13 protein-coding genes and 3 pseudogenes are annotated in these 14,802 nt (G+C 68.2%); 14 read left to right on the top strand and 2 right to left on the bottom strand.

The features are described from left to right. The first annotated feature begins 51 nt into the window (after positions 1 to 51). The 13 genes and pseudogenes from ID554_RS25800 to ID554_RS25745 all read left to right on the top strand — a co-directional run bounded on the left by ID554_RS25800 (position 52) and on the right by ID554_RS25745 (position 11,861). The gene (locus ID554_RS25800; RefSeq protein WP_191088632.1) at positions 52 to 777 is read left to right on the top strand and encodes an IS5 family transposase; all 726 of its coding nucleotides are present in this window, start codon (positions 52 to 54) and stop codon (positions 775 to 777) included. A 521-nt stretch (positions 778 to 1,298) separates the two neighbouring features. Then, positions 1,299 to 2,762, top strand: coding sequence for a group II intron reverse transcriptase/maturase (gene ltrA, locus ID554_RS25795; RefSeq protein WP_199489335.1), 1,464 nt, complete (start codon positions 1,299 to 1,301; stop codon positions 2,760 to 2,762). Positions 2,763 to 2,868: 106 nt separating this feature from the next. After that, positions 2,869 to 2,985: pseudogene (locus ID554_RS33250) on the top strand (IS5/IS1182 family transposase); the annotation flags it as partial. Positions 2,986 to 3,043: 58 nt separating this feature from the next. After that, positions 3,044 to 3,571, top strand: a complete 528-nt coding sequence (locus tag ID554_RS25785) for an RNA polymerase sigma factor (protein ID WP_317985234.1) — start codon at positions 3,044 to 3,046, stop codon at positions 3,569 to 3,571. Between the two features lie 180 nt (positions 3,572 to 3,751). Continuing rightward, positions 3,752 to 4,282: pseudogene (locus tag ID554_RS33245) on the top strand (TetR family transcriptional regulator); the annotation flags it as partial. Positions 4,283 to 4,297: 15 nt separating this feature from the next. After that, positions 4,298 to 4,426: pseudogene (locus tag ID554_RS33240) on the top strand (TetR/AcrR family transcriptional regulator); the annotation flags it as partial. Positions 4,427 to 4,537: 111 nt separating this feature from the next. Then, positions 4,538 to 5,452 (top strand): ABC transporter ATP-binding protein, encoded by a 915-nt coding sequence (locus tag ID554_RS25775; RefSeq protein ID WP_117231006.1) that lies wholly within the window; start codon positions 4,538 to 4,540, stop codon positions 5,450 to 5,452. Beyond that, a complete protein-coding gene (locus ID554_RS25770) occupies positions 5,452 to 7,110 on the top strand; it encodes an ABC transporter permease (protein WP_117231007.1) in 1,659 nt (552 codons plus the stop codon). Before ID554_RS25775 ends, ID554_RS25770 begins: the two co-directional genes overlap by 1 nt. A 477-nt stretch (positions 7,111 to 7,587) precedes the next feature. Beyond that, positions 7,588 to 8,916 (top strand): TrkH family potassium uptake protein, encoded by a 1,329-nt coding sequence (locus ID554_RS25765; protein WP_199489307.1) that lies wholly within the window; start codon positions 7,588 to 7,590, stop codon positions 8,914 to 8,916. Continuing rightward, entirely contained in the window at positions 8,909 to 9,607 is a 699-nt protein-coding gene (locus ID554_RS25760) for a potassium channel family protein (protein ID WP_117231009.1), read from the top strand. Before ID554_RS25765 ends, ID554_RS25760 begins: the two co-directional genes overlap by 8 nt. A 199-nt stretch (positions 9,608 to 9,806) precedes the next feature. After that, complete coding sequence (locus ID554_RS25755; RefSeq protein WP_199489308.1) at positions 9,807 to 10,382, top strand: TetR family transcriptional regulator; 576 nt, start codon at positions 9,807 to 9,809, stop codon at positions 10,380 to 10,382. Beyond that, positions 10,375 to 11,100: an ABC transporter ATP-binding protein gene (locus tag ID554_RS25750; protein ID WP_117231022.1), complete on the top strand. Its 726-nt coding sequence runs from the start codon at positions 10,375 to 10,377 to the stop codon at positions 11,098 to 11,100. The genes ID554_RS25755 and ID554_RS25750 overlap by 8 nt, the downstream gene beginning before the upstream one ends. Next, entirely contained in the window at positions 11,097 to 11,861 is a 765-nt protein-coding gene (locus tag ID554_RS25745; RefSeq protein ID WP_117231010.1) for an ABC transporter permease, read from the top strand. Before ID554_RS25750 ends, ID554_RS25745 begins: the two co-directional genes overlap by 4 nt. Before the next feature lie 106 nt (positions 11,862 to 11,967). On the opposite strand, the gene ID554_RS25740 is transcribed toward ID554_RS25745, so the two are convergent. After that, the gene (locus tag ID554_RS25740) at positions 11,968 to 13,653 is read right to left on the bottom strand and encodes a sodium:solute symporter family protein (protein WP_117231011.1); all 1,686 of its coding nucleotides are present in this window, start codon (positions 13,651 to 13,653) and stop codon (positions 11,968 to 11,970) included. After that, the gene (locus ID554_RS25735; protein WP_117231012.1) at positions 13,650 to 14,003 is read right to left on the bottom strand and encodes a DUF4212 domain-containing protein; all 354 of its coding nucleotides are present in this window, start codon (positions 14,001 to 14,003) and stop codon (positions 13,650 to 13,652) included. Before ID554_RS25735 ends, ID554_RS25740 begins: the two co-directional genes overlap by 4 nt. Positions 14,004 to 14,387: 384 nt before the next feature. On the opposite strand from ID554_RS25735, the gene ID554_RS25730 reads away from it, so the two are divergent. After that, positions 14,388 to 14,801, top strand: coding sequence for a hypothetical protein (locus tag ID554_RS25730; RefSeq protein ID WP_117231013.1), 414 nt, complete (start codon positions 14,388 to 14,390; stop codon positions 14,799 to 14,801). Position 14,802 lies beyond the last annotated feature (1 nt).

Genomic DNA, 14,802 nt, shown 5'->3' with positions numbered 1-14,802 from the left:
TGCAACGTAGACCTTGGCGGGGATGACGCCCGCTCATGCTATCCGTCGAGCTTGACCGACGCGATGTGGGCGATCCTGGCCCCTCTCATGCCGGTGCGTGACCTGCGTAGAGGCGGCCGGCCCCGTAAGTGGGACGACCGGCTGATCCTCGACTCGATCTTCTACGTGCTGCGGTCGGGCTGTGCGTGGCGAATGATGCCGCGTGATCTGGCGCCGCCGGATGCGGCGCATCGCTGGTTCACCGCTTGGCGTAGAAACGGGACGTGGGATGCGATCCACGACGAGCTTCGCCGGCAGGTACGGGTGGCGGCGGGTCGTGGGCCGGAGCCGACCGCGGCGGTGTTGGACGCCCAGTCGATCAAATCCAGCGAGGGTGGCGAATGCCGTGGGTTCGATATGGGCAAGAAGACGACAGGCCGTAAGCGGCATCTGGTTGTCGACACGATGGGGTTGATCCTGGTGGTGATGGTCACCTCCGCCTCCGTCAACGACCGTCCTGGAGGCCGGCGGATCCTGCAACGACTGGCCGAGGCATTCGCCACCGTCGCGCTGGTGTGGGCCGACGGCGGCTACGCCAACAGCATCGACTCCAGCCTGTTGAGCTGGGCAAAGGACAAGCTCGGAATCCTGCTGGAGATCGTCAAGCGCACCGACGATGTCAAGGGCTTCAAGGTCCTGCCGCGTAGGTGGGTGGTGGAGAGGGTGCGCCGTGAGGCGCTGATTGATCGAGTGGAGGTGAGAGACCTTCGCCGCCGTCCTGTCGCAGCAGGGTGGTGAAGCTGGGGGCAGCCTGATCCGGGAGGTGCCGGGGAGGGTGGCAAGCGGCCCCGACAACGCCGGGACGTAACCAGTACTGCCAGATGGCGCGGGTCCGGCAAGCGAGACGGAGAGGTATACGCGAGGAACCGGTGTCTGAAGCCTCCTAACGATCCCTACCAGCTCGAACCTGGCGGATGTGGGCTGGGTGCGGTGCGTCCTGGTCCTCTTCTCTCGGGACGGGGAACTCCTGCGGCTGCTGACGTTCGGCGGTCCGGGAGGCCACGGTGAAGTGCTGCGGGGTAGCCGTGGCGATGCCGCGGGGGTATAGCCGGGTGCCTCCTTCGTCGAGCGATCAGTCAGTGAACACGGGAACTTTCCCGGCTTTGCCCGGGGCCGTCTCAGCCAGAGACGACGCCTCGGGTTGGGTTCACCGTCGGCCGATCGGGTCGGGAGAGGGCGGAGCCGCCGTAGTACTCCGAGGCCGGGAGAGCCGGTCACATGGGGAAGGGCGGCAGCGAGATCGCAAGGGAGGTACTGCAATGCCCGAAGACACGGTGGTGGATACCGCCGTCACGTGGCCGACCCCGGAAGAGGCATGGACGCGGGTACGGGGAATGCAGATCAAACTGCACCGTTGGGCGGCGGCCGACCACGGTCGCCGGTTTGACGATGTCTACAACTTCGTCAGCGACCCCGCCACGCTGGTCGTGGCGTTGCAACGGGTCGCCGGGAATGCCGGAGCCCGCACTGCCGGAGTGGACGGCGTCACCGCTGTCCACGTGAGCATGGCCGGGCCCGAAGTGTTCCTGGACCATGTCCGTTCCCTGCTGAAGACCGGCACGTTCCGGCCACTACCAGTACGGGAGAAGATGATTCCCAAGACCGGCGGGAAACTACGCCGGCTGGGGATACCGACCATCACGGACCGTGTGGTCCAGGCAGCGCTGAAGCTGGTCCTGGAGCCCATCTTCGAGGCGGATTTCCAGCCTTGTTCGTATGGGTTCCGGCCGAACCGGCGCGCGCACGACGCGATCGCCGAGATCCATCATCTGGCCACCGCCGGTTACCGGTGGGTGCTGGACGCGGACATCGAGGCGTGCTTCGACCGTATCGACCACCCGGCCTTGATGGGTCGGGTGCGAGCGCGGGTGAAGGACAAGCGAGTGCTCGCGCTGGTGAAGGCGTTCCTCAAGGCCGGGATCATGACTGAGCTCGGCGAGCGGAACGAGACCACGTCCGGCACACCCCAAGGAGGGATCCTCTCACCACTGCTGGCCAACATCGCGTTGTCGGTTCTCGACGAGTTCTTCGTCGAGCAATGGGCGGCAGCGGGCACCGGCCAGCAGCGCAGGCAACGACGCGCCAAAGGACTGGCGACGTGGCAGTTGGTCCGCTACGCCGACGACTTCCTCGTCCTGGTCCATGGCAACCAGGAACACGTCGAGGACCTGCGCGACCAGGTGAGTACCGTTCTGGCGACGATGGGCCTGCGCCTATCTGAGTCCAAGACCAGGATCACCCACCTTGCCGACGGGGTCGACTTCCTCGGCTTCCGCATCGTCTGGAAGCGGAAACGAGGAACGGACAAGTGGCATGTATACACGTTCATCGCCGACAAGCCGGTCCAGGCGCTGAAACGGAAGATCAAGTCACTGACCCGCCGGTTGTCGCACCTGAGCTACCGGGAGACGCTGGTCAAGATCAACTACATCCAGCGTGGATGGGCCAACTACTTCAAGCACGCGGTCGCCAAGCACACCTTCTCCCACCTGCAGAACTTCATCTGGTGGCGAGTGATCAACTGGGTGATGCGCCGCAACCGCATGACCTGGAGAGCCATCCAGCGATGGCTGCGCACCCCGCAAGGGTGGCAGCCCATCGCCTTCGACGGGGTCGAGTTGTTCAAGATGGCGAAGGTCCCCGTGACCCGATACCGCTATCGCGGCACCAAGATCCCGAACCCCTGGCAGCCCACACCGACAAGCCCACCCCCAACGGCATGACCTCGTGGAGAGCCCGGTGCGGTGAGAGTCGCACGCCGGGTTCGGCGGGCGGGTCCGGGAAACGGACCTGGAGCAATCCAGGCACCGCGCCCGGGCCCGACCCAACACGTTCGGCTGGCTGGTACGTAATCGGCGTCTGGCCCGGGACTACGAGCGGTTGACCGTCAACTCTGAGGCCATGATCAAGGTAGCGATGATTCGACTCATGACGATACGTCTGGCCGGGCAGGCGGTCCGGTGGAGCAACACTACCGAACGCGAAGCCGCCCGACGTATCAACGCTGAACGACTTATCGCCACGTAGTCACCTGGTTACCCGACGGTCTCTCAGCCCCGGTGACCGCGAGGTGGTCCACCTGGCGGTCCGCCACGACCTGTCGTCCGCCGACATCGGCGCGGCCCTCGGCCTGCCCGCCAACCACGCCCACGCCCGGCTGTCCCGGGCCCGCTCGCAGTTGGAACGGGCGCTCGGCGCCCTGCTCGTCGCGCGCAGCGGTGCCCGGGACTGCCCGGCCCTGGCCGACCTGGTGGCGGGTTGGCAGGGCCGGTTGACCCCGACCCTGCGGAAACGGGTCGCCCCGGCACGTCGACGACTGTCCGCGGTGCGGACTGCTCCGGCGGGACCAGCTGAATCCGGCGGCGCTGCTGTCGGCCTACACGGCGCCGGCGTTCCTCGTCGCCGCCGACGCGACGTGGTCGAGCCCGACCACCTCCGAGACGGCCGAGACCGCCACCGATGCGGTCTCCTCCGGGGACACGGTGGAGGACGACGACACCGCCGCCGAGACGGATCAGCCGACGGCCCGTAGCGGCGGGCCGGCCCGGGGCGGGGGCGCGGCGCGTACCGCTACAGCTGTTCCAGGAGTACACCCGCCACCTTCCCGGGCTGGACCAGAGCTGTCCACTCCCTGGTCCGGCCCTGACCGGGATGGGCATTGCGGAATCATTGAACAGCTGTTTAATCTGGTGTCGTGGCGTCGAACGATGCGATGTCGGCAGGGCGCGGTGGCGAGTTCGCTTCCGCGAGCCGAATCCGTGACGCCGCCATCTCCCGCTTCGCTCGGGAGGGATTCGGTGCCGGCCTGCGTGCCATCGCCACCGACGCCGGTGTCGCCGCCGGTCTGATCGTTCATCACTTCGGTTCGAAGGACGGGCTGCGTCGCGCCTGCGACGAACAGGTGCTCGCCGTGATGCGTGAGCAGAAGGCCAAGACTCTGACCGACGGCACGGGCACGACCCTGCTGGCGCAGTTGGCGGGTGTCGAGCAGTACGCGCCGATCGTGCGATACCTGCTGCGCAGCATGCAGGCCGGTGGCAGGTTGGCGGCCACCCTCATCGAGCACATGATCATCGACGCGGAGGAGTACCTCTCCGCAGGTGAGGCCGCCGGTGTGATCAAGCCCAGCCGGGACCGGGCCGCCCGCGCGCGGTACCTTGCCTTCCAGGCAACCGGCAGCATGGTGCTCTGGTTCACCCTGCACGGGTCGGACGCTGCTCCGGACCAGTTTGCGGCCCTGTTCCGCCGCTACATCGACGATCTCGCGTCGCCGGCCCTGGAGCTGTTCACCGAAGGGCTGCTCGTCGACCGGTCGATGCTCGACGAGTACCTGATGTACGTCCCGGATCCGCCGGCCGCCCCCGCTGCGGACAGCGCTGCACCGTAGTCCCCTCTTCTCGTCTGGGCGTAGCCCTTCCTCCCACCGCCGGTCCCCCGCGATCGACGGCATCCGTTCCGGCTCGGTGCGCCGGGCCTTCCTCGAACGAGGTCTCCTGCGATGACTGCTGCCATCGACATCCGACACGTCACCAAGTCCTTCGGAGGCGTCCAGGCGCTGGACGGGCTGGACCTGCACGTCGCCACCGGTACCGTGCACGGCTTTCTCGGCCCCAACGGCGCCGGTAAGTCCACCACCATCCGGATCCTGCTGGGCCTGCTGCGCGCCGACGAGGGCCAGGCCCGGCTGCTCGGAGGCGACCCGTGGGCGGACGCGGTTTCCCTGCACCGCCGGCTCGCCTATGTCCCCGGCGACGTGGAACTGTGGCCCAACCTCACCGGCGGTGAGGCGATCGATCTGTTCGCCCGGCTGCGCGGTGGTGCCGATCCGGTCCGCCGCGACGAGTTGTGCCAGCGCTTCGACCTGGACCCGAGCAAGAAGGGCCGTACCTATTCCAAGGGCAACCGGCAGAAGGTGGCACTGATCTCCGCGCTGGCCAGCGACGTGGAACTGCTGCTGCTCGACGAACCCACCGCAGGGCTGGACCCGCTGATGGAGGCGGTGTTCCAGGAGTGCATCCGCGAGGCCAAGAAGGCCGGCCGTACGGTGCTGTTGTCCAGTCACATCCTCGCCCAGGTCGAAGTGCTCGCCGACCAGATATCGATCATCCGGCAGGGGCGGATCGTCGAGACCGGCTCGCTGACCGAGCTGCGTCACCTGACCCGTACGTCGGTCGACGTGGTCACCGATCAGCCCGCCGATGCGGTCGCCGGGATGGCCGGCGTGCACGGGTTGCGGGCCGAGGACGGCCACCTCCGCTTCGATGTCGACGGCGAACACCTCGCTGCCGTGGTGCGCCGGCTCGGCGACCTGGAGGTGCAAGGACTGACCGTCCGCCCGCCGACGTTGGAGCAGCTGTTGCTGCGCCACTACGGTGACCAGCCCGCACGCACCTCGGCCACGGAGGTGGCGTGATGACCACGACGACGCTGCGCCGCCCGGCACCCCACGTGTCCTCTGGTACCGGTGTCACCACCGGAACCGGCACCCTCCTGTGGTTCATGCTGCGTAGGGACCGCATCCGGCTACCGGCCTGGTCGCTGGGTCTGCCACTGCTGATGACGTACTTCACCACCGCGCTGGAGGCCATCGCCCAGACCCCGCAGGACCTGGCGGGTCTGACCGCCTTCACTTCCAGTCCCGCCGGAGCCCTGTTCGGCGGACCCGGCTTCGGGTTCGATCACCTGACCGTCGAGCGGTTCCTCGCCGGGCAGTACGGGCTGTATGTGATCATCGGCGCCGGCCTCATGGGGATGCTGACCGTCGTGCGACACACCCGCGCCGAGGAGCGCTCGGGCCGCGCCGAACTGATCCGGGCAAACGTGGTCGGCCGGCACGCTCCGCTCACCGCCGCGCTGATCCTCACCGCCGCGATGGCGGTGCTGGTCGCTGTGCTGATCGGTTCGATGATGGCCGCCCGCGGCTACCCCCTGAGCGGTTCACTGCTGTTCGGCTCGTCCATCGGGGCGGCGGCGCTGGTCTTCGGCGGCATCGCCGCGCTCACGGTCCAACTGTCGGAGTACCCGAGGGCGGCCTCCGGCGCCGCCGGTGCCACGCTCGGCGCCGCGTTCGTCCTGCGCGGGCTGGGCGACATGGCGATGGTGCAGGGTAGCGGAGCGACCTGGCTGTCCTGGCTGTCGCCGATCGGTTGGTCCCAACAGACAGCGCCGTACGTCTACGACCGCTGGTGGCCACTGGTCATATCACTGCTGGTCGCGGCGGCGACCGCCGCGCTGGGCTACGTCCTGTCGACACGCCGGGACTTCGGTGCCGGCCTGGTGCCGCCTCGACCGGGCTCGCCCCGGGCCGCCGCGTGGCTGGCCGGACCGCTGGCGCTCGCGTTCCGCCTGCAACGCGCCAGCCTGATCGGTTGGAGCCTGGCCCTGCTCGTGGCCGGAATCGCCTACGGCTCGTTCACCCAGCCGTTGGTCGACGGCTTCGCCGATGCCCCGCCGGATCTGGTGGAGATCATGGGCGGCTCGGCGAACATGCTCGACGGTTACCTCGGCATGATGGGCATGACCATGGCACTGGCCGTCGGGGTCTACGCGGTGCTGGCGGTGCACACGCTGCGCGCCGAGGAGACCGACGGGCGGGCCGAGCCGGTCCTGGCCACGGCGGTGAGCCGGGCCGGCTGGCTCGGCGGCCACGTGGCCGTCGCCGCGGTCGGTGTGTTCTGGCTGCTGCTGGTCGCCGGGCTCGGCATGGGGATCGGCGCTGCGGTGAGCACCGGCGAGGCCGGGTTGATTGCGACCCTGCTGCTCGGTCACGTCGCGCACACCCCGGCGGTCTGGCTCGTGCTGACCATCGCCGCCCTGCTGTACGCGAGCGCACCTCGGGCTCTGCCGGTGATCTGGGTGTCGCTCGGCTACGGGTTGATCACCACCTACTTCGCACCGATCCTCGACATCCATGACTCCGTGCTTCGTCTGTCACCGTTCGCGCACGTCGGTGAGTATCCGCTGGAGGACATCAGCGTGGTCGCGGTGGCGGTGCTGGCCCTGCTGTCCGCAGCGCTGCTCCAGGCGGCCGTGGTCACCTTTCGACGACGGGATTTGGCCAGTGGCGCCTGAGCCGGCGTCCAGAGCTGCGTGAGCCTGGGATGAGCCGGTTGTCACCAGCATGATCGGCGTTCGTCGGCAATTCGACGGCGGCTGCCATGGGGCTACAGCGCCGCCCATCTCCCCCAGGAGGGCACAAGCTTCACCTGTGCGGCGGTGGTGGATGTGGGAAGTGGCTCGCGCACCGGCTCCCCGTCGGCGCCCAGTGCCGAGTGTGCGTAACATGGCCGCCGGTGTGCCGGGAAGTCTGGTCGGCCGGCGCTCAGATGTGGGCGTTGCTGGGCTAAGAGAGGCCGCCACCGTGCGTAGTGTCGCGAGTGTGGGACACCGCCTGATCAGTAAACCAGATATCGGCACACCGCGTAGCGACCTTTCCGAGGAGGCCGAGGGGCCCGGTGCGCCGAACGCCGGTCGCGTTTCCAGAACCACAGATTGCCGTGTCGCCGATCAGCATGGTGGGACGCGACGATGCGCGGACGGAGTCGACGTATGAGGCGATTCCTTCATCCCCCACAGGTCATCGTCATCGCCTACGCGGTGTCGGTGGTGGTGGGTACCGGTGCGTTGATGTTGCCCGCCGCGCACCCTGGGCCGGGGCGGGCCACTTTCGTCGAGGCGCTGTTCACCGCCGTGTCGGCGGTCTGTATCACCGGCCTGGTGGTGGTGGACACGCCGACCTACTGGACGCCGCTGGGCCACGTGGTGATCCTCGTGTTGATCCAGATCGGCGGGATCGGTGTCATGACGTTCGCCTCGTTACTGGGCCTGAGCGTGATGCGTCGGATCGGGCTGCGGTCGCGGCTGTCGATGGCGCAGGAGGTCAAGACCGTCGACATCGGCAGCGTCGGCGCGCTGGTCACCGGTATCGTGAAGACCACGCTGGCCATCGAGGCGGTGGTCGCGCTGGTGGTGTTCGTGCGGTTGCTCGCCGGCTACGAGTCCGCACCGGGCCGGGCCGCGTGGCTGGCGGTGTTCCACGCGGTCTCCGCCTTCAACAACGGCGGTTTCGCCCTGCACAGCGACAGCCTGGTGCGCTACGTCGCCGACCCGTGGGTGTGTCTGCCGCTGTGCGCGGCGGTCATCCTCGGCGGGATGGGCTATCCGGTGCTGCTGCAACTGCGCAGGGAGTGGGGCCGCCCCCTGCACTGGACGATGAACACCCGGATCGTCCTGTTGATGTCCGGCACACTGCTTCTGCTGGGTAGCATCTTCGTGACCGTGAGCGAGTGGTCGAACCGGGACACGTTCGGGCCACTGGGCGTGCCCGCCAAACTCCTCGCCGGCTTCACCCACTCGACGATGGCGCGCTCGGCGGGATTCAACAGCGTCGACACCTCGGCGATGGAACCGGTCACCTGGCTGGGCACCAGCGTCCTGATGTTCATCGGCGGCGGGCCGGCCGGGACCGCCGGAGGGATCAAGGTCACCACCTTCGCTGTGCTGCTGTTCGTCATCATCACCGAGATTCGAGGTGAACGAGCCGTCAACATCCTCGGCAAGCGGCTACCGCGTTCCACCCACCGCCAGGCGATCAGCATCGCGCTGCTGGCGGTGGCCGTCGTGGTGTCCTCGACCATCGCGTTGATGGCCGCCACCGACTTCGGTCTGGACCGGACCCTGTTCGAGGTCGTCTCGGCCTTCGCCACGGTCGGCCTGTCCACCGGCATCACCGCCGATCTGCCGGCAGCGGCGCAGGTCTTCCTGGTGGTGCTGATGTTCGTCGGCCGCCTGGGGCCGATCACCCTGGCCACGGCGTTGGTGTTCCGGCGCCGTACCCGTCTGTACGAACTACCCAAGGAGCGGCCGATCATTGGCTAGGTCGAACCCCTTCTCCTTCCGGCGGCCCGGTCGTTCCCTCGGCGCCGACGCGGTCGTCGTGATCGGCCTGGGACGCTTCGGTAGCGCGTTGGCGCTGGAGCTGATGGCCACCGGCACCGATGTCCTGGGCATCGACGCCGACGAGGAGACCGTCCAGTCGCTCAACGGCCGACTCACTCACGTGGTACGCGCCGACTCGACGAAGGAGACGACGTTACGGCAGTTGTCGGTACACCAGTTCGACCGGGCGGTGGTCGGTATCGGCAGCGACCTGCAGTCGAGCATCCTGACGACCTCGCTGCTGCTGCGCTTCGGCGTCGCGACGGTGTGGGCCAAAGCCACCAGCGACGCACACGGAGAGATCCTCAAACAGCTCGGCACCCACCATGTGGTGTATCCGGAGCACGACATGGGACGCCGCGAGGCGCATCTGGTCCGCAGCGACATCCTCGACTTCATCGAGATCGAGGACGGGTTCGCCATGGTCAAGACGCGTCCGCCCGCCCAGGTCGTCGGCCGGCCGCTGGGGACCACCGACATCCGGGCCACACACGGCATCACCGTGGTCGCGGTCAAGCCCCGGACCGGCACCTGGGGCTACGCGACGGCGGACACGGTTCTCGCCAGCGACGACACCATCATCGTGACCGGCGAGACGGCCAGAGCCGAAGCGTTCGGCAGGTTGCGCTGAACCTACGCTCGCCGGCTCCCGAACCCCGGGCCGGGCGGCGAGCAGCCTCCGTCGGGCGTGATGCCCGTCGGGGCCGATCGCCGACGGACACGCCCGCCCAGGTTTCCCCGCGCCGCCGTGATCACTCCACCTGACAGTCGCGGTTCCGGCGTCCACCGCGGCCTGGATTCGACGAATGTTAGTGACTAACATTTGACTGGTGAGGCATCCACCGCTGCACGGCAAACGGGCCGACACCCGCCATCGTCTGGTCGGCCACGCCCTCGACCTCTTCGAACAACAGGGATTCGAGGGCACCACAGTCGCCCAGATCGCCACCCGCGCCCAGGTCTCGGAGATGACGTTCTTCCGCTACTTCGCCAGCAAGGAGATGGTCGTCCTCGACGACTCGTACGACCCCCTGATCGCCGAGGCAGTGGCCGGCCAACCGGACACACTGCCACCGCTGCACCGGGTCACGCGCGGTCTGCACGCCGCGCTGGCCGACATGGACGACCTGGAGGACGAGACCACGCGACGCCGCATCCGCATCGTGGCCCGCACCCCGGCCCTGCGCGCCGGCATGACCCGCACCACCGGGGCCACTGAGACGGCCATAGCCGACCGACTCATCGCCGAAGGCGTCCCGACGCTACCCGCCCGGGTCGCCGCCGCCGTCGCTCTCGCGGCACTGACCTGCGCTCTCCTGGAATGGGCGACGGCCGCGCCGCCCACCAGCCTCACCGACGCCATCAGCGTCGCCCTGGACACCCTTGAAGGCGCTCGCCATGACTGAACGGCTCACCACCACCGACCTGGCCCGCGACTTCGGTGACGGCGCGGGGGTGTTCGGCATCGACCTCACCGTGCGCCCCGGTGAGATCCACGCCCTCGTCGGTCTCAACGGCGCCGGCAAGACGACCCTCATGCGGCTGATCCTCGGCATGCTGCACCCCACCGGTGGCGCCTGCCAGATCGACGGCCGCCGCCTGGCCCACCTCGGTGCCGACGACTGGGCCCGAGTCGGCCATCTCGTCGAACAACCCTTCGCCTACCCCGAACTCGACGTCCGGACCAACCTGCGGCTCGCCGCACGCCTCCGCCGCATACCCGCCGCACGAGCCGCCAGCCTGGCCGAACACGCCATGACCGAACTCGACCTGACCCGGTACGCCACAGTCAGCGCCCGACGGCTGTCGCAAGGCAACCGGCAACGCCTCGGCCTCGCTGCGGCGACACAGCACCACCCGGACCTGATCGTGCTCGACGAGCCCACCAACGCCCTCGACCCGGCCGGGGTGATCCTGCTGCGCACCGTCCTGTCCCGACGGGCCGATGCCGGCGCCGGCATCCTGGTCTCCAGCCACCACCTCGACGAGGTGGCCCGCATCGCCCACCGCATCTCAGTCGTCAACCGCGGCCGGCTGATCGGCACCCTCGACCCCGACACCGCCGACCTCGAACGCACCTTCTTCGCCCTCGTCTACCAGCACGAACAGGACCGTCCACGATGACTCCCGCCCTGACCGCCGCGCTCGACGTCGAACTCCACAAACTGACGGCCTCCCGGGTCATCCGCACCACCACCGTCCTGCTCGTCGTCGGCATCACCATCCTGACCACCGCGCTCACTCACGCCGCCCGCAGCGGAAACGACCAGGTCATCGTGCAGCTCGGTCCACTGGCCGACGCCACCGGGTGGGCACTGCTGACCGGCGTCGCCGCCCAGATCACCGCCGCCGGCGGCCTACTCGCCTTCGGTGTCGCTCTGAGCTGGCTCGTCGGCCGCGAATTCAGCGACGCCACCATCACCGGACTGTTCGCGCAGCCCGTCTCCCGACCGGTCCTCGTCGCGGCCAAGCTGCTGTCGCACCTGCTCTGGGCGGCACTGTCGGCCATCGCACTGACCGCTGCCACAGCGCTGACCGGGACGCTTCTCGGCCTGGGCGCGTGGAACAGCGACGTCAGCGCGGCTCTCGGCCGACAACTCGTGCTCACCGTCTCGTCGGCCCTCATCGCCGCCCCGGCCGCCTGGGCGGCAACACTCGGACGAGGACTTCTGCCCGGCATCGCCACCACCATCGGCCTGATCGTCGCTGCACAGGTCACGGCCATCGCCGGCGCCGGAGCGTGGTTCCCCATCGCCGCACCCGCCCTGTGGGCGCTGCAACCCGACGCCGTCAGCCCTGCACAACTCGCCCTCGTCACCGTCGTACCGGCGATCTCCGCGGCACTGACCATCACCGCCTGGGCACGGCTCCAACTCAATCGCTGACCCGAGTCGTGGACCGGGTGGCCGGGCCGGAGCGACAACGGTCGCCGGCCCCACCGTCATGGTGCGGGGCCGGCGACCGGTGTGGTTCGGATGCGGACGGTTCGGGTCAGGAGTTTTCGGTGGTGCTGGCGGCAGCCACGGCGCGACGCTCGGACGGGTAGCGGATGTTCTCCACCATCTCGGCGATCTCGTCCCGTGGCGGGGCGGTCATCTTCGATACCACGATCGTCACGATGAAGTTGACGATGGCGCCGATGGCGCCGATACCCTCCGGGCTGATGTCGAGGATGTGCGGGTTGGCTTCGGTGCCGAACACCGGCAATGTGTAGATCATGTAGGTGGCGGTGAACACCATGCCGGTGATCATGCCGGCCGCCGCGCCCGCCGAGTTGCATCTCTTCCAGAAGATGCCGAGCACGATCACCGGGAAGAAGCTCGCCGCCGCCAAACCGAAGGCGAACGCCACCACCTGGGCCACGAACGCGGGCGGGTTGATGCCGGCGTAGATCGAGATCAGCACCGCCAGACCCATTGCGATCCGCCCGGCCAGCAGCCGCTGCTTGTCGGTCGAGTCCCGCTTGACCCGGCGGAAGTACAGGTCGTGCGAGAAGGACGAGGAGATGACCAGCAGCAGTCCGGCGGCGGTGGACATCGCGGCGGCCAGGCCACCGGCGGCGACCAGGCCCACGATCGGCGCCGGCAGACCGGCGATCTCCGGACTGGCCAACACCAGAATGTCGTTGTTGACGATCAGATCCGCGCCGGAGGCAGGGTTGTTGCTGACCGATCCGATCGTCGTCACGCCGTCCCCGACGGTGACCAGGCCGGTCGCGGCCCAGTTGTCGACCCAGGCGGGCAACGCGTCGGTTGATGCGCCGTTGACGCCCTGCAACAGGTTCAGCTTGGTGAACGCGCCCACCGCCGGAGCCGTGGTGTAGAGCAGGGCGATGAACAGCAGCGCCCAGAACGCCGAGTAGCGGGCACCGCGCACGCTCTTCGTGGTGTAGAAGCGAACGATCACGTGCGGCAGACCGGCGGTGCCGATCATCAACGACATGGTCACCAGAAACACGTCGATCTGCGGTCGGGCCGCGAACGCGTCGGTGAACTGGGCCATCCCCAGTTCGAGGCTGATCGCGTTGAGCTCGTCGAGGATCTGCCCGAAGGACACCTGCGGGATCGGGATGCCGGTCATCTGCTGGGCCACCGCCACCGCAGGGATCAGGTAGGCGACGATCAGCACCGAGTACTGGGCCACCTGGGTCCAGGTGATGCCCTTCATGCCGCCGAGCACCGCGTACAGGCCGATGATCACCGCGGCGACGACGACGCCGCCGGTGACGTCGAGGCCGAGGAAGCGGCTGAACACGATGCCGCCACCACGCATCTGCCCGACCACGTAGGTGAAGGAGATGATGACGGCGGCGACGGCGGCGACGGTGCGGACCAGTTCCGAGTACCGGTCACCGACGAACTCGGGGACCGTGAACTTGCCCCACTTTCGGAGGTAGGGCGCGATCAGCAGGGCCAGCAGCACGTAACCGCCGGTCCAGCCCATCAGGTAGATGGAGCCGTCCGAGCCGAGGAAGGCGATCAGGCCGGCCATCGAGATGAACGAGGCCGCGGACATCCAGTCGGCGGCGACTGCGGCACCGTTGGCGATGGTGGGGATGCCCTGACCGGCCACGTAGAAGCCGGCGGTCTCCTTCACCCGGCTGCGCCAGGCAATGGAGAGGTAGACGGCGAACGAGGCGCCGATGAAGAGGAGGGTCCAGAGCTGGATCTGGCTCACGACGCCGCCCCCTCGGTCTCCTGCTCGTCGACACCGAACTGGCTGTCGAGACGGTCCATCATCTTCGCGTACACCAGGATCAGGATCACGAAGACGTAGATCGACCCTTGTTGGGCGAACCAGAAGCCGAGCGGGAAGCCGGCGATGACGATCTCGTTCAAGGGTTCGACCAGCAGAACGCCGAAGCCGAACGAGACGATGAACCAGATGGCCAACAAGATGATCATGAGCCGCAGGTTCCGGCTCCAGTACTCCTTGCGCCAGCCGTTGTCCGGCGGCGACGCCGGGGGTGGTGACGACGGGGGCGATTCACCGCCACCGTCTTTCTTGTCGGGGGTTACCTCGGTCATGTGTGGTGCCTCCTAGTCGGTACGGAACCGGCTCCGGCGAGGGGCTGCGACACGTCGACCGGAAGGTCGTGTGGTGGCGGCGCCGCGGCCCGATCCGCACTCCCGGCGGCAATCCCGCCCGACGGGATGTGCGGTCGATCACACCCTTAGGTTTGAGACAGCGAACGTGACCTGCCCGAACCGGGCAATAGTTGATCTGCGGGGTGCGCCTACGAATCGGTAAACGGTCCCCGCCGATCGATGAGCGGTCGAACGGTCGCCAGGAACGGCGATTGCCGTCCAGTTTGCCGCTGTTCGTGCCGCCGACCGACCGTCCACCGACGCAGCACGACCGCTCACCGATCACCGATCGGTCAGCCGCTGCCCGGCACCTACCATCCGGAGATGGCAGACACCGCATCCCCCGCCACACCGGTCCGCCGTCGCATCCTCCACGCCGGCAGCCTCGGCATGACAGTCGGTGGCCTGCTCGTACTGGTCGGCTCGGTGCTGCCCTGGGTCATCACGCCATTCGGCTCGATCAACGGCGCGGCCGGGCCCGGTCTGTGGACGCTCAGCGTGGCCTTCCTCGCCATCGCCGGCGCCCTACTGCCCTACCGCAGGGCGGCCATCGCACACAGCCTGATCCCAGGGGTGACCGTGGCCCTCATCGTCGGCTGGCAAGCCACCCGCCTCATCAACCTCAGCGCCAGCACCGGCGCCTGGGGCCAACTGATGCCCGGCATCGGCATGGTCATGGCCACCGGCGGCGCAGTAGTCCTGATCCGCACCGGAATACGCCTGCTCGCACTGCGCTGAC

It is taken from the genome of Micromonospora craniellae, assembly GCF_014764405.1.
GTDB lineage: Bacteria > Actinomycetota > Actinomycetes > Mycobacteriales > Micromonosporaceae > Micromonospora > Micromonospora craniellae.
Note: the sequence above shows the minus strand (reverse complement) of the source record. Positions and strands in the feature narration are given on the sequence as shown.

Excerpts from the sequence above, each read along its gene's own strand:
- ID554_RS25730 (WP_117231013.1), top strand. The coding sequence starts at position 14,388 with ATGGCAGACACCGCATCCCCCGCCACACCGGTCCGCCGTCGCATCCTC.
- ID554_RS25775 (WP_117231006.1), top strand. The coding sequence starts at position 4,538 with ATGACTGCTGCCATCGACATCCGACACGTCACCAAGTCCTTCGGAGGC.
- ID554_RS25750 (WP_117231022.1), top strand. The coding sequence starts at position 10,375 with ATGACTGAACGGCTCACCACCACCGACCTGGCCCGCGACTTCGGTGAC.
- ID554_RS25765 (WP_199489307.1), top strand. The coding sequence starts at position 7,588 with ATGAGGCGATTCCTTCATCCCCCACAGGTCATCGTCATCGCCTACGCG.
- ltrA (WP_199489335.1), top strand. The coding sequence starts at position 1,299 with ATGCCCGAAGACACGGTGGTGGATACCGCCGTCACGTGGCCGACCCCG.
- ID554_RS25745 (WP_117231010.1), top strand. The coding sequence starts at position 11,097 with ATGACTCCCGCCCTGACCGCCGCGCTCGACGTCGAACTCCACAAACTG.
- ID554_RS25770 (WP_117231007.1), top strand. The coding sequence starts at position 5,452 with ATGACCACGACGACGCTGCGCCGCCCGGCACCCCACGTGTCCTCTGGT.
- ID554_RS25735 (WP_117231012.1), bottom strand. The coding sequence starts at position 14,003 with ATGACCGAGGTAACCCCCGACAAGAAAGACGGTGGCGGTGAATCGCCC.